Origin of the sequence: Rhizobium sp. WYJ-E13, from assembly GCF_018987265.1 — a bacterium.
GTDB lineage: Bacteria > Pseudomonadota > Alphaproteobacteria > Rhizobiales > Rhizobiaceae > Rhizobium.
Window position 1 is genome coordinate 2,017,402 of sequence record NZ_CP076854.1, and the last position, 18,810, is coordinate 2,036,211.

The window sequence follows — 18,810 nt, forward strand, 5'->3', positions numbered from 1 at the left end:
ATGCGGGAAGTGAATCATGACTTCCGGTAAACCGCAACTGTAGTACTAGAAGCCGCAACGCCATCCATGACGCCCTCGCAACCATCGTCCAAACCGTTTCACCAAAAGAATGCCAGAACTATTTCAAAGAGGCAGCATATGAATGGACCTAAAATCATACCACTCTAAACTATCAGGTTCGATAGGGGAATCTGCAGTGACAATGACAGTCCTTCGGAACGCCAGTCCCTCTTGATTTTGCCATTGAGGCCGCGCAAAGCGGCCTGCTCAAGTGTCGTACCGAAACCTGCGCGGTCGGGCGCAACATCCACCGGCGGTACCCCGCTCTCGTCCCAACGCAGCGTCAACTGGCCGTCGGCGGCCGAAACGTCGATTGCCAAGCAGCCCTCCGGCACGGACAGTCCGCCGTATTTGGCGGCATTGGTGGTCAGCTCGTGCAGCAGCAGTGCGAGCGACGTGAGCGCTGTGCCCTGAAGAGGCGCGTCGCTGCCGGTGATCGTCACATGGGGGCCTTGGTCATGCTCGTGTGGCGCCACGATGGCCTTGAGCAGAGCCGAAATGGTCGTTGCCGAACTGATGGCGTTCGCCCCGTTTCCAAAGTCCGGAAGCGTCAGCTCGTGGGCTCGCGCAAGTGCGCCCACCCGCGATCGCAGGTCGGACTCGAGCTCGGCGACGCTCGTGGCTGGCCGCGCGCTCAGCGAAATCAATCCGGCCGTCAGGCTGAAGAGGTTCTTGATGCGATGGTTGATTTCCTGCAGGAGAACGTCCTTGTGCTGCGCCGCCTCCTTCAACGCTTCGGCCTGCGCTGCCAGTTCGTCTCGCTGGGCTGCGAGTTGCTGCTTTTGCCGGTAGAGTTCGAAGAAGACGTCGACCTTGCTGCGCAAGACGTCCGGCTCGATCGGCTTCTGGATGAAATCCACCGCGCCGGCCTCGTAGCCGCGAAAGCGCCGCCCGTCAGCCGTTCCGGCCGTCACGAAGATGATCGGAATGCGACGGGTGCGCTCATTGCCGCGCATCAGTTCGGCGAGTTCGAAACCGTTCAGTCCAGGCATCTGCACATCGACCAACGCCAGGGCGACATCGTATTGGAGCAGCAGTTCCAGCGCTTGATCGCCTGAACGGGCCTTCAACAGAAGACGGTCATCGCGCTGAAGCAGCGCCTCAAGCGAAAGCAGGTTTTCCTCGAGATCGTCGACGAGCAGGAACGGGACGGGACCCATGTTAAACCTTTCCAAGATAGTCGGCGATTGCCGCAAGCGACAGCATCTGAGCGCCAGGGCAAGCCTTGATCGCCGCTTCCGGCATCGTCGATGAAAACGCCGTTTCCGGATCCTGAACGAGCCCGGCTCCTCCAGCGTCCACGACGGCTCGTAGCCCCTCGGAACCATCGTGATTGGCGCCGGTGAGCACAATCGCCAGAAGTCCCGGTCCATAGGCATCGGCTGCGCTTTCGAACAGCACATCGATCGACGGGCGAGAAAACAACACCGGCTCCTCATTGGAGAGCGCCAGCGTCTTGGCGGCTTCAACGAGGAGATGGTAGTCGGGCGGGGCGAAATAGATCGTGCCGCGAACAAGCGGCTCCTTGTCCTCGGCCTCTTTCACCAAAAGCGAGCATTTGGCGTCGAACAGATCTGCCATGATGCTGGGCTTTTGCGGAGGAATGTGAACGACGATGATGATCGGGATCGGAAAACTCGGCGGCAATGCCGGGAGGATGTCCGAGAGGGCATCGACGGCGCCGGCCGAAGCTCCGATGACCACGGCTTCAAAGATGCTCGACGTCATCGGTCCTGCCTCTGATAGATCTTTTCTTCCCGCACGAAGTCCGCAAACTCACCGGCGTGCTTCGAGAAGCGAAGGCTTTCCTTCGCGCCAAGCCCGAGAAAACCCTTTCGCGCCAGCGAGTCTTTAAACAGGCCGAGTGCGCGGTCCTGGAGCCCGCGATCGAAATAGATCATGACGTTGCGGCAGGAGATGAGCTGCATTTCTCCAAAGACTGCGTCGGTGACCAGGCTGTGGTCCGAGAACACGACGTTGCGGCGCAGGCCCTTGTCGAACGAGGCTCCGCCGTAGGCGGCCTGGTAATATTCCGACAGGCTTGTCTTGCCGCCCGCTTTCCGATGGTTTTCGGTAAAAAGCTGCAGCCGGTCGAGCGGATAGATCCCGGCTTCGGCCGCCTGCAACGCTTCCTGATTGATGTCGGTGGCATAGAAGATCGTCCTCTCCTCGAGCCCCTCTTCGCGAAAAAGGATCACGAGGGAATAGAGCTCCTCGCCGCCGCTGCAGCCCGCGACCCAGACCTTGAGGGTGGGATAGGTCTTCAAATGCGGCACCACCTTTTCCCGGATCGCCCTGAAGTAGCTTGGGTCGCGGAACATCTCACTCACCTGGACCGTCAGATACCGCAACAGCTTCGGCAGCATGGCAGGCTCGTGGAGCAGGCTCTCCTGAAGAGCGGAGAAGGTGGCAAAGCCCAATTGCTCGCGTGCCTGCTTCAGTCGGCGCTTGACCGACGCCATAGCATAGTTGCGGAAATCGTAGTGATACTTGAGGAACAAAGCCTCCAGCAGCAGCCTGATCTCGATATCGTCGACTTTTTCCGGCGTTCCGATTTCCGTCATTTCGGCATCCAGACGCGGACGAGCGACAAGAGTTTGTCGACGTCGAGGGGCTTGGCCATATAGTCATTGGCGCCAGCCTCGATACAGCGCTGCTGGTCATCGGGCATGGCCTTTGCGGTGAGGGTGATGACTGGCAGCTTCTTCCATGCCGGATTCTTGCGGATTTCGCGGGTGGCGGTCAGGCCGTCCATGATCGGCATCATCACGTCCATCAGGACGAGATCGATTGGCGCCCCGCCGTCAACGGAAGTCTTTTCCAGCGCCTCGAGCGCCTCTTGACCGTTGCGGGCGATGTCGACGATGGCCCCGCGCGGCTCCAGGATGTTGGTCAGCGCGTAGACGTTGCGCACGTCGTCTTCAACGATCAGGATGCGGCGACCCTCGAGGACGGCATCTCGGTTGCGAGCCTTGCGGATCATTTTCTGCTGTTCGACCGGCAGTTCCGAAATTACCTGGTGCAGGAACAGGCTCACCTCGTCGAGGAGCCGCTCGGGCGATTTGGCGCCCTTGATGATGATCGACTTCGAGTAGCGGCGCAGCCGCTGCTCGTCGTCGGCCGACAGCTCGCGGCCAGTGTAGACGATGACTGGCGGGAAGGCGTAGGCGTCCTCCTTGCTCAGCGTTTCCAGAAGGGAATAGCCGGATGCGTCCGGCAAGGTCAGATCGAGCACCATGCAGTCGAACGTTTCGCGCTTGAGTAGTTCCAGACATTCCGCCACCGTGCTGGCGGTCACCGTCTCGACATCCTGGGTTCCGAGCAGCCTGGCAACCGCGTCGCGCTGCACCGGATCGTCCTCGACGATCAGCACCCGATGGACGCGCTGGGAAAGGCGAGTTTCAAGTTTCTGCAATACCTCGACAAGCTGTTCCCGGTTGACGGGCTTGATCAGATAGCCGACGGCGCCGAGCGCATAGGCCGTCTCTGCATGGTCGCTGCCGGAGACGACATGCACCGGGATGTGCCGGGTCTGAACATCGTTCTTCAGACGGTCGAGGACAGCCAATCCCGATTGGTCGGGAAGGCCGACGTCGAGTACAACAGCGTTCGGCATGAACTGCTTGGCAAGGATCAGAGCCTCTTCGGCTGTTCCTGCGACCACCGACTGGAACCCCAATTCCCGAGACAGATCGCGCACAATACCGGCAAACGTCTCGTCGTCTTCGATCACGAGAAGGACGCGCTTGCCATCAGCCAAGGCTTCGCGATCGTCGTCGATCCTCCGTGCCAGCACAGGCGGGACCTGTGGTGCGAGGGGCTGCGATACTGCCGGCGTAACGGGCGTGCCTGGTCTCAGATCGCGCGGGGTGATCTTGGCGGCATCGTACCGTTCGGGCACGGTCAGATTGAAGGTGCTGCCTTTGCCCGGTTCGCTTTCAAGATCGATCGCCCCGCCCAGAAGGCGTACCAATTGGCGCGAGATCGACAATCCGAGCCCGGTCCCGCCGAACTTGCGGCTGATCGTGCCGTCGGCCTGGTGGAAAGCGTCGAAGACGCTCTGCTGGTGTTCCGATGCGATTCCGATCCCCGTGTCGGATACGGAAAAGACGACCTGCCCCTCTCCGTTTCCGCGGATCGACAAACGGACCTGACCCTTCTCGGTAAACTTGATCGCATTCGACAAAAGGTTCTTGAGGACCTGTTCCAGTCTTTGCGGATCGGTGTCGATCGATGTCGACGTCCGGTCATCGATATCGATCGCAAAGTCGAGCTTTTTGTCGGCCGCGAGCGGCTGGAATGTCTGGCGCAGACTAGCGGCGATACGCTCGAGCGCTACGACCTCCGGCCGGATCTCCGCATGCCCCGCCTCGATCTTCGACAGGTCGAGAATGTCGTTGATCAGGTTCAAGAGATCGTTGCCGGAAGCCTGGATAGTCCTGGCATATTTGACCTGCTCTTCCGTCAGATTGTCCTGCGGATTGTCGGCGAGAAGCTTGGCCAGGATAAGCGAGGAGTTGAGCGGCGTCCGAAGTTCGTGCGACATGTTGGCGAGGAAATCGGACTTGTACTGGCTCGCCTGTTCCAGCTCGCGCGCCTTGAGCTGAACCGAGGCATTGGCGCGTTCGAGGTCGTCACGCTGCGCTTCGAGCTGCTGGGCCTGTTCTTCGAGCTGCGAATTGGTCTGCTCGAGCTCGACCTGCTGCTGCTCCAGGCGGGCTTGCGATTCCTTCAGTGCCCTGCTCTGCTCCTCCAGTTCCTCATTCGAAACGCGAAGCTCCTCGCTCTGGGTCTGGAGTTCTTCGGATTGGCGCTGCGTTTCTTCGAGGAGGTCCTGCAACTCGGTTCTGAAGACGGCCGACCGCACAGCGATCGCAATCGCGTCCGATGCGCGTTCGAGCAGCGTCGTGACGTGTTCGTCCGGCCCTCGGAGGAAACCAAGCTCGACGACTGCGTTGACCGAATTATCGACCTTGCCCGGCAGGATGACGAGGTGACGTGGTTTGCCTGCGCCGAGCGCCGAGCCGAACGCCAGGTAGCCGTCCGGTACGTCGTCGATCGTCAGCGACCTGCCCTCGGCGGCTGCCTGACCGATCAGGCCTTCGCCACTTTTGACCCGCGAAGGGATATCAGCCTCAGACGGCACGCCGTAGGTCGCGGCGCGATCGAACCGGTCGCCGCCGCCTGTGAAGACGGCGCCGGCGACGGCACCGACATAGCGCGCCAGGAATTGAAGGATGCTGTCGCCGAGTTTTTCGATCGGCTGATCGCCCATCATGGCTGCTGCAAGCTCGACCTGGCCGGTCTGCAGCCATTCATCCCGGCGCCGCGCCATGGTGGCCCGCCGGATGAGGAACGCGATGGCAGCCGTCAAGGCGATCCCGAGCGCACCGGAAAGGAGGGTGCTGAGAAACGCCGTCCGTTGCGCGGCATTCATCTCGATCAGCCGTTGGGAGCGGACTTCTGACTCGCCGACTGCCATAGCGGCAATCTGCGCGCGGATCGCATCCATTTCCGCCTTGCCGCGATCGGAGTTGACGACGGCGAGTGCAGCTTCAAGCCCCGTTGACTGGCGCAGTCTGATGGTTCCGGCTAGTTCAGCGAGTTTGGCTTCGACATGCTGGCGCAGCGTCGCCAGTCTCTGGCTCTGGCCCGGATTGGCGCCCGTCAGCGATGCCACCTTGTCGAGCTGCGGCGGGATCGACTGCAGGGCGAGATTGTAAGGGGCGAGATACGTCTCGTTGTCGGTGAGCAGAAAACCACGCTGACCGGTTTCTGCGTCCTGTACCTTCGACAGCAGCTCGTCCAAAGCGACGATCGCCACATGCGTCTGGACCACCCGCTCATTGCCGGTGCGTAGATCCTGAAGATTGGAATAGGCGATCAAACCACTTGCGATGAAGAAGAAGAACGCGCAGGCCAGACCGATCGCGACACCCGGATCCAACCCGAGACCATATGTTGTCATCTGGGGCGTCTGGCGTCGTTCCATTGAGCGTCTCTCGTAAAGGGCAGGAAACTTTCGCACCATGCGGTCGCATGTTGCGTATCGGCAGGGTTATTCGGGCGTCGTCCGAATGCCAATAACATAGGGCAGGCGAAACAATTTCCGAGCAATTGAAGGAACCGCAATAACAGATCGATGCGCTTGCGCGAGTTTTTTCTTTGATCCTTGGGATCCGCGGCACTTCCGGCATGGACCGACCGGCCTTTGCCTCTGCTCGGTACGACGAGCTGGAATAGATGGTTGCAAAATCACTTGACCGATCTAGGTTGCGGCCGGGGCATCAGAACGGGACGATCTTCGTGGCACATGAACTTCCAAGACTCATAACCGGCATCACCCGGCCTTGATGCCATCCTCGGCGGAGGCCTGATCGAGGGCGCATCCTACATCGTCCAGGGCCAGCCCGGCGCGGGCAAGACTGTTTTCTCCAACCAGATCGCCTTTGCCAATGTCGCGGCCGGCAAGAAAGTGCTCTACACAACCTTGCTTGCCGAAACGCACGAGAGGCTGTTTCAGGCCTTGGGAACCCTCGATTTCTTCGACCCTTCGCAGCTTGGAACGAACATCTCCTACATCAGCGTTTTCCAGACGCTGCGCAAAGAAGGACTTTCCGCTGTCGTGAGGCTGATCCGCGAAGAAATCACGCGCCAGACGGCATCCCCGCTTGTCTTCGACGGTCTGCTGAACGCCCGCGGTCGGGCTGACACCCACCTCAACGTGACTTTCGCATCAGACGTTTGGCGGCCTTGGTATTGCGGCGGCTCTGCACCAGCACGTCGAGAACAAAGCCATTCTGGTCAACGGCCGGCCACAGCCAATGTTTCTTGCCGCCAATGGGGATGACGACCTCGTCGAGGTGCCATCAGTCGCCGAGCTGACCTGCCGTTCGCCGGCGGATTTCGCGGGCGAAATCTCGACCGAACTTTTCCGCCCATAACCGCACGGTCTGGTGCGAAACGACAATGCCACGAGCTGCAAGCACATCCTCGACCATGCGCAGGCTGAGCGGAAAACGAAGCTACAGCCAAATGGCGCGGGCAATCACCTCAGCAGCAAATCGATGGCGACGATACGGAGGATCACGAGCAGCTTCTGTCATGCCGCCAGATCCCACATTTTCCTCGACAGCCCTTTAATACCAACGTGAGCGATCTCTGACTCGTTTTTGCGGTTTCCAAATCAGTTGAAGTCTGAATCTATGTCGCAAACGGAGGTTTGCGGATGATATTGGGAATTCCACTGCGCGATGACTTCGACGGCTTTGCCCTGCGGGTGTTGGCCAAAAGTACGAAGGACGCGGCACAGGCTCGGCGTCTTCTTGCCCTTGCCGAAATCTATGACGGCCATTCACGCAGTGATGCGGCCAGGATCGGTGGCGTGACCCTGCAGATTGTTCGCGATTGGGTTGTTCGCTTCAATGCAAGTGGTCCGTCAGGGCTCATCAATGGCAAAGCGCCTGGCAATCAAGGAAAGCTTTCCGACGTGCATCGTCAGGCTCTGGCAAAGATCGTCGAAAGTGGCCCGATACAGCGGTGCATGGCGTTGTTCGCTGGCGGCGCAAGGATCTTGTTCAATGGCTTTTCCAGCAGTACCGGATATCCGTCGATGAAACGACTATTGGCCGCGAATTGAAGGCGCTCGGCTTTGCAAAGCTGTCTGCTCGCCCGCGCCATTATGCCCAGAACGAAGGCGACCTGGAAAGTTTTAAAAAAACTTCCCCGCCACGTTGACAGCCATCAAAAGCAGGCTCCCCAAGAACGTCGAGATCGAGCTCTGGTGGGCCGACGAAGCTCGGATAGGGCAGAAGAACAAGATCACCCGGCGATGGGCACGCAAGGGGACAAGGCCTTCGGCACCACTCGATCAACGCACGATGTGGACGTACATCTTCGGAGCCATCTGCCCCAAGAAGGGCAAGGGTGCGGGCCTTGTTCTTCCCTACTGCGACACCGACGCCATGAACCAGCATTTGCTCGAAATCAGCCAGGCTGTCGATGAGGGTGCTCATGCCGTGCTGATCGTTGATCAGGCTGGATGGCACGTCACGCCCAAACTCAACGTCCCCGACAACATCACTTTGCTATTCCTGCCGCCGCGCTCGCCCGAATTAAACCCCGTGGAGAACGTGTGGCAATTTATGCACGATAACTGGCTGTCCAACCGGAGCTTCAAAGACTACGAGGACATCCTCGCCCATTGCTGTGACGCATGGAACAAGCTGGTCGCGCAGCCTTGGAAAATCATGTCGATCGGAATGCGCGATTGGGCGCACCGGTCTTGATTAGCGCTCGGTTGGTATGAGTTATAATCAATGAGCGCTGGTATTATTCGCCGGAAGTGGAGGCGGCGGCAATACATGGGCGACAATCGCGACCCTTTTGCAGACAGCTAAAATGAACGACGTCGATCCACTCGCCTGGCTGACACCGACCTTAGTTCGCATGGCCAACGGATGGCCTGCTCACGATATCGAGGCTCTGATGTCCTGGAACTTTAACCAGGGCGCTGTCGGCTGACCGCTTACGCTCAACCGAGACCTCATCAGATTTCTTTCATCGCTCTTTCATCGCCTCGGACGACACCTCGACGATGGGCGAAAACAGATACTCCAAAATACGCCGGCTGCCCGTCTTGACCTCGACGGATACGGCCATGCCGGGGGATAGCGCGACGGAGGTGCCGTCCACGCTTATACTGTCAATGTCGGGCACCACCGTAATCGGAAACACCAGGTTCTGAACCCTCTGCGCGTTGCCGATCGGCATGGCACTCTGCAGCTGCTTATCCGGCTGCCCTTCAAGCTGTTGCGCATCGGGTTCGGGGATCGCGTCCATGGCAACTCGCGTCACCTTCCCTTCGATCACGCCATATCGCGTGAACGGGAAAGCCTGAACCTTGATCACCGCTGGCTGGCCGGGCGCAACGAAGCCGATATCCTGATTGGGCAGATAGGCTTCGATCTCCAATGCGGCGTTTTCCGGCACGACCCGCATCAGTTCCGATCCTGCCATGACCACCTGGCCGATGGTCGTAATGGCAGATGTCTGCACCGTCCCGTTGATCGGGCTTTTGATCGTCATCCCATCCAGTTTTTTCTGCGCCCGGATGAGCTGCTGTTCCTGTTCGTCGATCTGCCGTTCCGCCTCCGTCTGCTTCTCGACATTCTCGGCGATGAAGGTCTTGATCGCCTTTTCACCCTCGCTGGTCGCAACCGCAAGCGCGGCTGCCGCTTCATCGGCCTGGCCGATCTGCTCGGCTAAGTCCGCCTCTGCCCGCTGCTTGGCTTCCATAGCATCGATGACGCCCGCGCGCGGTCCGGCGCTCGATTCCATCAGCTGGGATCGCATCGCCACGCGATCGTCCATTGTCGCGATCAAGTTCTTCTGGGCGGCGACCATCCGGTTGAAGCGGCCAAGCGACGCGAGCTGCTGCTCTCTCTGCGAGGAGAGATTGGCAAGCGACGAGGCCAGTTGTTCCAGCGATGACTGGAACTGTGCTTCCTCCCGTGTTCTGATGGAGGCAGGGATTTCCTCGCCGAATACAAGCGGCATCGAGATCGTCGGCGAATTTGTCCAGATGCCGCCGCGCTGCCAAGTCTCGACCTGCGCTCTCGAAGCAGTTCGTCGGATGACTTCGGCTCGCAGCGATCGCAGGCTTGCGAGCAGCGCATTGACCTCTGCCCTGGTCTCCGTCGGATCCAGTTCAACGACGATATCGCCGGCCTTGACCTTCGAACCGTTGGTCACGGGAATCGCGGCGGTCTTGCCGGTTTCCAGCGACTGAATGACTTTCACGCGCCCCGTCGGCTGCAGCTTACCTTGCGCGGTGGCGACGATGTCGAACCGGCCAAAATAACTCCAGACGATCGCCAGGATTACGAAGACCGATATGAACCAGATGAGCGCCGCCCGGATCGGAGAGGCCGGCGTTTCGAGAATCTCGAGGGCTGCCGGCAGGAACTCGGTATGATCGCGGGGCCTGCGCGGCGGCTTCTTCGGCACCTTCGGCGGACGAACGGTCTGGTTCATGACTCAACCGGCGCCGTCTGCAATTGCCAGAGATGGGCATAAAGGCCATGTTCGCGGGTCAGCAAAGTCTCATGCGTGCCCTCCTCGACGATGCGGCCATCCTTCATGCCGATGATCCGGTCGCAATGGCGCACCGTCGCCAGCCGGTGGGCGATGATGATGACGGTGCGCCCGCGCACGATCTCACGCATATTGGCAAGGATGATCCGCTCGCTTTCATAGTCGAGCGCGCTGGTCGCCTCGTCGAGGATGAGGATGGGCGGATTGGTGGCGAGTGCCCTAGCGATCGCCAGACGCTGCCGTTGCCCGCCGGAGAGGTTCGCTCCGCGCTCCTCGATGATGGTGTCATAACCGCGCGGCAGCTTCGATATGAACTCGTCGGCACCGGAAAGCCGCGCCATCTGTATGGCGGCCGCCCGCGACATCGCCGGATTGACCAGGCAGATATTGTCGTGGATCGTCCGGTTGAACAGCATGTTCTCCTGGAGGACCACGCCGATATTGGAGCGCAGCCAGGCGGGGTCGACCTGGGCGATGTCCTGACCGTCGACGAAGACCTGGCCGCTGTTTGGAATGTAGAAGCGCTGCACGAGCTTGGTGAGCGTCGACTTGCCGGAGCCGGACGGTCCGACGATACCGATCACCTCGCCGGGTCTGACGGCAAAGTTGATGTTCTTCAGGACATCCTGCCCCTCCGGCGTATAGCGGAAGTTCACGCCCTTGAAGGCGATGGCGCCTCTCGGTTTCGGCAGGCTGATCGCGACCGCAGGACGCGGTTCGGCGGGCGCATTGAGGATGTCGGATAACCGGTCGATCGAAACCTGAACCTGCTGCACGTCCTGCCAGAGCTGCGACAGCCGCAGGATCGGCTGGGAAACCTGGCCGGCGATCATGTTGAAGGCGACGAGTGCGCCGACCGTCAGTTCGCCATCGATGACAGCCTGAGCGCCGAGAAACAGCAGCGCCGCCGAAGTGATCTTGTTGACGTACTGGATGGCGTTCTGGCCCTTGGCGGCGAGCATGGTCGCGGCAAACGAGGACTGAACATAGGCGGCCAGCCGCTCCTCCCATTGGGCGGCCACGACCGGTTCAACCGCGGCCGCCTTCATCGTCTGGATGCCGACCACCGTCTCGACCAGCATCTGCTGGCTATAGGCGCCGCGCTCGAACTTTTCGTCGATGCGGTCTTTCAAGAGCGGACGGATCAGCACGCCGATCGCGATATAGACAGGGATCGAGGCGACGACGATCCAGGCGAGCTTCGACGAATAGGAAAACAGCACCCCGATGAAGACGATGGTGAAGACAAGATCGAGCCCGGAGAACAGACCCTGGCCGGTCAGGAAGCTGCGGATCGTTTCCAGCTCGCGGACTCTGGCGATCGTCTGTCCCGTCGCCCTGGTCTCGAAATAGCTGAGCGGCAGATTGAGCAGATGGCGAAACAGCCGCCGCCCGAGCTCGACGTCAATCCTGTTCGTCGTGTGCGACAGCGCATAGGTTCTGAGATATTGCAGCACGACATCGAAGAGACCGACGGCGGCGAGCCCGACGACGAGCACGATGAGGGTCGAATAGCTGCGATGGGCAAGCACCTTGTCGACGACCACCTGGAAAAACAGAGGCGTGATCAGTGCAAAGATCTGCACGATCAGCGAGGCGATCAGCACATGGCCGAAGGCATGTCTGTAGCGCCAGATCGCCGGCAGGAACCAGCGCAGGCCGAAGCTTCTAGGAGAGGCGCCCGGTCCGGAGATGCGTCGTTGGACCATGATGAAACGGCCGCTGGTCTCGGCAAGTAGTTCCTCGGGTGGAACACTGCGGGCGGAAAAAGCAACGGGATCGACAAGCCGGAATGTTCCATCCCCCATCGGACCGCCGAAGACGCCAAAGGAGCCATCGGCAAGCATCGCAATCGATGGCGCGGGAAGTGTCGCGAGCTTGCCCACATCACGAACCTGTACAACGCGCGCCTTGAGACCGAGGCTCTTGGCGGCACGCAACAAATCGTTCGACCCGGATGTGCCGGCCACCGCCAAATCCCTGGCAAGGGTCGACGGCTGTGCCGCGATCCGGAAATAGCCGGCAATCGCACACAGAGCTGCAAGCCCGCTGTCGACGATCTCGACAGCGGGCTCATGCTCTGCGGTTTTGACTATTTCCGGGGCGGCTGGATTAGCGCTGACGATCACGGACGCCGCCCTGCGTGTCTATCGAGGAAACGACGCACATCAATCGAATGTGCGTCGCCATGGTGCAAGCGGTCATTGCAAGGCTCACGCAGCGACACCATTGGTGTTCTTCTGCCATGCAAGGCTTGCGTCCGCGACGAGATGGATCTGACCGTTCGTCGTCTCGTAGCTGCTCGTTCCTGATATCGCCGAACCGTCGTCAAATGCCTGAGCACCGCCCGGGTTGGGGATCAGGTTGACAAGCTTGATACCCGCCTCGGACATGGTGAGCAGTTCGCCGGCATCGCTGACGCCGTTCTGGTTGCTGTCGCGCCAGATCCGGAATTCGCTCCAGCGGGCGTCGTTGGCATCGAGAACATTGTCGTGGTTCGTGTCGAAGACGAGACGGAGGCCGTCGAGGTCGGAGATGTCGGACGTGCCGTCATTCTCCGGCCACAGTGCAAACGCCAGTTCACGCGCCTGATCGATGATCCCGTCAGGTCCGGCAGAGCCGTCAGCACCGAGGTCGATCGCTAGGAAGCCGTCGTTCGGACCGATCCAAGCCGTCTGATCCCGGATGCCGTCACCGTCCCAATCAATTGTCAGGGTCGGGTCGGTTGCGGTCAGATCCAATGGACGAAGATCGATATGGCCATCGCCGTCGAGGTCAAGTACTACTGGCTTGATTTGGTCTCTGAGCGGTTTTGAGGTGTAGTCTATGTGATTCTTTGACCCATTGTCGTAATAGATGTCTCGGTATCGTACTTTGCCATACGGATCATAATTCGTAACAATTCTATTCCAGTTGTATTGCTGTAAATAGTCGTATTCGTTGAAGCTATAAATCGATTTCTTACTGTCGTCTCTATAATCCGACCAATATTTAAGAGCGCCATTGGAATGGTATGAGTTTACAGTATAACTGTATGGAGCGGTATTGTGTGGGTCATAAACATAGACGTCGTATCCACCATCATCGAAGTAATTGTTCTGTTGTGTCGTCGATCCGGTATTGTCATTGATGACCAGGTAATAGGACCAGGACGCCGCATTCGTTGCGTCATAGACGTAGTAGCGCGTATTCCTATTGTCGTAACGAATCGTCTGATTTGTGAGACGCCCGGCAGCATCATAGGAATACTCGATATTGGTCCATTCGGTGGTGTTGGCAGGATCATAGTTGACAGCGTAGCGTGTGCCGTTGTCGTTGGTCTGGTCGATGGACGTTGTACGTCCTGCGGCATCCCAATACTGGGCATAGCGCGACCAGGTAGCCGTATTGGCGGGATCAAGGCTGACGCTGACCTTCGTGCCGTCGTCTTGATACGACGTCGTGTTGGTCAGGCGATTGCTCGCATCGTAATATTCCTCGATCCGGCTCCAGGTCTGGCTGTTGGTGGCATCGTACTTCACCGCCACGCGGGAGCCGTCATCGTTGACCTGATTGATGGTTAGCTGCTTGCCGCGGCCATCGAAGGTCTGCGCATAGGTCGCCCAGCTCTGAGTGTTTGCGTTATCGGTAGTGATACGTGATATCAGAACACCGAGCGCATTGACCTGATCCACGACCGTCTGCGTTGTCGCACCGCTTGTGTTGAGATCGAGCTTGGTCAGCGTGATCGAACCGTCGATGTGTTTCACCGAAGTCTCGATATGATCCGCAGTACCGTTATTGTCGGCATCTTTGCTAAGCTTGGTGATCAGCCCGTCGGCACTTGTCGACAGGGTACCCTTGCCGACGGTTGCGCCGGCCGCCGTGGTTTCGGTCACGACCGTCTCGACGGAACCGTCGATCTGCTGGGTCGACTGCATGACGACCTCGAAGACGCCGTCGCCGTCATAGTCATAGCGGGTCGTCTTGGTCTTGCCGTCGGCCGAGGTCGTCGTTTCCAGCCGTGCCGCAATCGCCTGCTTCCAGTAGACGCCACCCGACGACAGATAGGAGACGTCGCGTGCGGTCGCATTGTTGGCCGTAACACTTGTGGTATTGCCGAAGAGATCCTTCGTCACCGTCTCCGTCTGGTCGACCGTGTTATCACCATTGACGTCTCTCGTCGTGGTGGTCTTCTGACCATCCGCCGACCATTCGACCGTCGCGGTGGACGCCACCTTGTTGGTCACGAGGTCGGTATCGGTCATGACCTGGGTGCGGCCGCCATCGGCGCGGATCGCATCGTTTATGATCCGCTGGCGGTCATTGGTGCCGTTGCCGTCAAAATCCCAGAGGATCGTCGTCTGGCGACCGTCGGCCGCGACCGTCGTGGTAGACTTGTCGGCAAGCGTGCCGTCCGCCTTGAGATCGGTGATGACGGAGGTCTGGACGCCAGTATTGGCGGTCGTTACCTGCTGACGCTGATCGACGACGCCGTCACCGTTGATGTCGCGCTCGACAGTGACGCGGGCCTTGTCGGCGCTGGTCAGCGTCACGGTCCTGTCGGTCAGGACGTTGTTGGCATCCGTTCCGGTGACGGTCACGCGTGTTGCGCCATCGGCAAGCAGCGTCGTTTCGCTCTTCGTGCCCTTGTCGCCGAAGCCCGGCCGGATATCGGCGGTGCGAACGACATTGCCGGACTTGTCGACTGTCGTCACCGACTTGGAGATCACCGACCCGTCTGCCCTGAGGTTCGTCACCGTGCGGATCTTCGTGCCATCGGCGTTGAGCGCCGTGACATCGGTGGAGGTCTGCGAATAGGTGCTCGAGCCGGCCGGATCCCATTGCCGGAAGACCGACAGGCCGTTGGCGCTGGTCGTCGTCACATAGCGGCTGGTGAGCGTGGTCCCGCTCAAGGACTTCACATCCTGGGTGCGCGAACCATCGGCATTCAAGGTCGTCGTATCGGTGCTCGACTGATCGACGCTGCCATCGCCACCCTTGTCGAAGTCTCTCTGGATCAGGAGGCCCTTGCCGTCGATAGTTGTCGTCAGCGTATTGGCAAGCGTCAACCCGCTTGAGCCGGCGACCGATTCCTGGACGACGGTCGTGCGTGCAGCCTTGGTGCTGATCGAGGTCGCAGAAGCGATCCGCTTGTCGACCGTGCCATCGCCATTGCCGTCGTAGTCCGCGGTGGTGTTCAGGCCGGTGGCCGACGTCGTCACCGTGGTCGAACTCTTGACTGCGCCGGTCGAGGTGAGATCCTCGAACATCTGCTGTTTCGAGCCGTTATTGGCGATCGTCTCGGTGATGCGTTGATCGATGACGCCATTGCCGTCGATGTCCCTGGTGGTCGTCTTCAAGACACCATGGGCATCGATCGTCGTGATTGTCTTGCTTTCCAGCGATCCATCAGGCTTCAGGTAGGACAGCGTTTCCGTCGTCGTGCCGTTCTGGGCGAGGACGATCGTGTCGGTCATCGAACGCTTTGTTGTGCCGCTCGCATCTGCCCAGCTCGTCGATTTGATCTTTCCATCGGCCGAGGTGACCGTCGTCGTCTTCTCGACGAGCGCATTGCTGGCGTCGAAGCGGGAGAAGACCTCCGTCGTCGCACCGTTTGCGCCGACAGAGCGCGTGCTCGAGGTTGATTCCTCAAACGTGCCGTTACCATCGAGATCGGACTTGCTGGTCTTGACGAGGCCGTTGGCAGACACGGTCGAAACCGCGCGGCTGGCGAGAGTGCCGTCAGCCTTATAGGTCTCGACCGTGTCGGTCGACAGGCCGTTCGCTGCAACCGAGATCGTTTCCTTGCGATCGATTGCGCCATCGCCATCGATATCGGACGTCGCCTGACCGGTCTTGCCGTCGGCACTGACCGTTGTGATCGACTTCGCGATCAGGCTCGCGTCAGCAGCGGCGACCGTGTTGGTCTGTGTGATCGAACCGTCGCCATTGAGCGTCTTGGCCGACAGTGCGCTGCGTTCGAACGTGTTATCACCGTCCGCATCGATGTCGCTGCGGATCTGCAGGCCGTTGGCGCTGGTCACGGTCCGGGTCTGGCTGGAAAGAGTGCCATTGGCGCTCTTCGTCGTCACCGTCTGTGTCCGAGAGCCTTCGGTTCCGAGCACAGTCGTATCCTGCACTGTAACATCAAAGGTATTGTCGCCGTTGAGGTCCTGCCGGGTCAGAATCGAGAGGCCGTTGCCACTGGTCTGGACGACCTGCCGGCCCAGCACACTGCCATCGCCGGATTTGACGTAACGGTTATCCGTCCTTCCGCCGTCGGTGCCAAACGACGTAGTATCCTGGATTATACCGTCTCTTACGCCATCGCCGTTCAGATCGGTATTGCTCTGCCTGATAAGGCCGGTCGCATCGGTCGTCGTCGTCACTTTGCTGATCAGGGAACCATCGGCCGCCAGATGACTGGTGGCGGAATCGGTGTTGCCGCCGACATATTTGTTGGCGCTTTCAATCTTGTCATAGAAGCCATCGCCGTTGGCGTCGGTGTTGACTGTGGTATTCCGACGGTTTGCATAGGTGACGGTATAAACCTGACTAAGCAGCGTGCCGTCGCCACTCGTCGTTGTTACTGTCTCGGTCCGCTTGCCGTCCGCAAGACGGCCGAGCGTATCTGTGATCTTGAGGTCGATGGCGCCGTCACCGTTGCTGTCGATTGTGGCGGTCTGCGTGAGACTGTCAGCCGAAGTAGTCGTCCGCGTCGAGTTCAACAGCGTTCCGTCGGCGCTTCTGGACTGGACCAGTTCAGTTTTGCTGCCGTCGGCGTTGGCCGTGGTCACATCGGTGGTCACAAGCTCGAAGGTGCCATCGCCATCTGCATCGATGCTTGTCGTCTTCGACAACCCATCGGCGGCGGTGAGGACCGTGACCTTGGAAACGAGAGAGCCATCCGCGTTCCTGATGGCAACCGCGTTATTCCGGTAGCCATTGCTGAAAGTACTGATCGCAGTAATATGGTCGGCGGCGCCATCGCCGTCGGTATCGGCCGATTCATTAATCGTCTTGCCGTCGGCGCTGCGGGTCGTCACGACCTTGGAGAGAAGGCTGCCGTCGGCGGCGGACCTCTGGACTGTCTGCGTGACCGAGCCATCAGCTGCGACCACGCTGATATCACTTGCGACAAGATCATAAACGCCGTCGCCCGTCACATCGGTGGAGGTCATCTTCGATCGTCCGTCGGCGGACGAGCTCGTCAGAGCCTTGCCGCGAAGGGTGCCGTCACCATTATAGACGGATGTGGCGACCGAGATGTCACCTCCGGTGCCAACCGTTGTCTGTGCCACCGTCCTGGTGTCGACGTCGCCGTCACCGTCTTCGTCGGCGGATAATGTACTGGTCTTGTTGTCGGCGCTGGTGACGGTGACATCCCGGCTGAGAAGCTGGCCGGCCGAGCTCTTGTCATCGACAGACTTAGTGCGAGTGCCGTCGCTGCCGATGACAGTCGTCTCGGTCACGATGTCCTCGACAGTGCCGTTTGCATCCACATCCGTAGACGTGGTCTTCGTCAGGCCGTCGGCGCTGGTCTGGACCGTCATTCTGGTCAGGACCGTGCCATTGATGCTCAGTTTTTCTGTGGTCGTGGTCGTCGACCCATCGGCATTGCGGACGTAAACCTGTCTTTGATCGTTGGCGCTATCACCATCCTGATCCACCAACGTCGTCACTTTGCTAGGATCGGCGCTCGTGACGGTGGCTGTCTTGTCAGCTAGCGTGCTGTCGGCGTTGAAGTTCGACACCGTCTTGGTGATGACGCCGCTGGCAACAGTCGTGACGTTGGTCTGCGAGCGATCAAAAGTCCCGTTGCCGTCATCGTCGAACTTCGTCGAGATGCTCGAACCATCGGCGCTCGTGGTGATCTGATTGTGGAACGCCAGGCTGCCGTCGACGTTGGAGCCGTAAATATCCTTCGTCGTTGAGCCGTTGGCATTCGAGACCGTCTCCGTAAGGATTTTGTACTGCGCGTCGTCTGTAGCCAGCAACGCATCGCCGACCGCACCAGTCGTGCCATCGACACGAGTGAAGGTCGTCGTCCCGGTGATTGCGGAGCCATCGGCAAAGGTCTGGCCGCTGCCAGTCGGCGTCAGGTCGATCGACGTGATGCCGAGGCTCCCAAGCGTCACCAACTGGCCGTTGACGTCCACCCGGAACTCGGCCCACCGTGCATCACCGGCATCGAGCTTGCCGTTGCCATTCGTGTCGAACACATGCTTTAGCGCCTCGAGGTCACCAGTCGCTGACGAATCCCACTCCGTGAACACGAACTCACTCGAGCGGCTGATTTTGCCGTCTCCATCCGCGTCAAGCACAAGAACGCCATCGCCCTGGCCGGCCCAAGCCGTCTGTTGCTGAAAACCGTTGCCGCTGAAATCAACGAAGCGTGCTGATGAGAACACCGGGTCTATGTCCAGCCCATTTTGGTTTAGATCTAATAGAACGGGAACCCAGGCTCCAGACCCCAGTGAATCACGCATGCTCCCCGGGTTGTTTCCCTTGTTCGGATTCGTGCCGTTGCTCGTTCCTCGCGGGCCTTTTGGACTTGAGGGACCGTTGGGATTGACTGCGCCTCGGCCGGAGTTGCCACTCGTCTGGCCCCAGCCAAGACCAGAAGCGCCTCGCCCTCGATCGCCTTCATCGGCATTTTGCCAGTTGCTATAT

Annotated in this window: 7 protein-coding genes and 5 pseudogenes; 4 read left to right on the forward strand and 8 right to left on the reverse strand. The window is 59.6% G+C overall.

Annotated elements, in window-relative coordinates:
* Positions 1–47: 47 nt before the first annotated feature.
* Positions 48–152 (forward strand): annotated as a pseudogene (locus KQ933_RS30780) (IS630 family transposase); the annotation flags it as partial.
* Positions 153–164: 12 nt separating this feature from the next.
* On the opposite strand, the gene KQ933_RS30785 reads toward KQ933_RS30780, so the two are convergent.
* From KQ933_RS30785 to KQ933_RS30800, 4 genes are read right to left on the reverse strand one after another with little or no spacing between them, the layout of a single operon-like run.
* A complete protein-coding gene (locus KQ933_RS30785) occupies positions 165–1,220 on the reverse strand; it encodes a sensor histidine kinase (protein WP_216759798.1) in 1,056 nt (351 codons plus the stop codon).
* A gap of 1 nt (position 1,221) precedes the next feature.
* Entirely contained in the window at positions 1,222–1,788 is a 567-nt protein-coding gene (locus tag KQ933_RS30790; protein ID WP_216759799.1) for a chemotaxis protein CheB, read from the reverse strand.
* Positions 1,785–2,624: a protein-glutamate O-methyltransferase CheR gene (locus KQ933_RS30795; protein ID WP_216759800.1), complete on the reverse strand. Its 840-nt coding sequence runs from the start codon at positions 2,622–2,624 to the stop codon at positions 1,785–1,787. Before KQ933_RS30795 ends, KQ933_RS30790 begins: the two co-directional genes overlap by 4 nt.
* Entirely contained in the window at positions 2,621–6,052 is a 3,432-nt protein-coding gene (locus KQ933_RS30800) for a response regulator (protein WP_253958375.1), read from the reverse strand. Before KQ933_RS30800 ends, KQ933_RS30795 begins: the two co-directional genes overlap by 4 nt.
* Before the next feature lie 314 nt (positions 6,053–6,366).
* Between KQ933_RS30800 and KQ933_RS30805 the strand changes: the two are divergent.
* Positions 6,367–6,805, forward strand: a pseudogene (locus tag KQ933_RS30805) (RAD55 family ATPase); the annotation flags it as partial.
* Here KQ933_RS30805 and KQ933_RS30810 read toward each other — a convergent pair.
* Positions 6,789–7,166: pseudogene (locus tag KQ933_RS30810) on the reverse strand (IS6 family transposase); the annotation flags it as partial. The pseudogenes KQ933_RS30805 and KQ933_RS30810 sit on opposite strands and share 17 nt — an antisense overlap.
* A 122-nt stretch (positions 7,167–7,288) precedes the next feature.
* Between KQ933_RS30810 and KQ933_RS30815 the strand changes: the two are divergent.
* Together KQ933_RS30815 and KQ933_RS30820 are read left to right on the forward strand one after the other, a co-directional pair.
* A pseudogene (locus tag KQ933_RS30815) lies at positions 7,289–8,348 on the forward strand (IS630 family transposase).
* A gap of 43 nt (positions 8,349–8,391) precedes the next feature.
* Positions 8,392–8,583, forward strand: a pseudogene (locus KQ933_RS30820) (transposase domain-containing protein); the annotation flags it as partial.
* A 36-nt stretch (positions 8,584–8,619) separates the two neighbouring features.
* Here the strand turns inward: KQ933_RS30820 and KQ933_RS30825 are convergent.
* The 3 genes from KQ933_RS30825 to KQ933_RS30835 form a co-directional block, all read right to left on the reverse strand.
* Positions 8,620–10,095 (reverse strand): HlyD family type I secretion periplasmic adaptor subunit, encoded by a 1,476-nt coding sequence (locus tag KQ933_RS30825; RefSeq protein WP_216759801.1) that lies wholly within the window; start codon positions 10,093–10,095, stop codon positions 8,620–8,622.
* Positions 10,092–12,251 (reverse strand): type I secretion system permease/ATPase, encoded by a 2,160-nt coding sequence (locus KQ933_RS30830; RefSeq protein WP_301925099.1) that lies wholly within the window; start codon positions 12,249–12,251, stop codon positions 10,092–10,094. The genes KQ933_RS30825 and KQ933_RS30830 overlap by 4 nt, the downstream gene beginning before the upstream one ends.
* A gap of 117 nt (positions 12,252–12,368) precedes the next feature.
* Positions 12,369–18,548, reverse strand: a complete 6,180-nt coding sequence (locus tag KQ933_RS30835; protein ID WP_253958376.1) for a hypothetical protein — start codon at positions 18,546–18,548, stop codon at positions 12,369–12,371.
* Positions 18,549–18,810 lie beyond the last annotated feature (262 nt).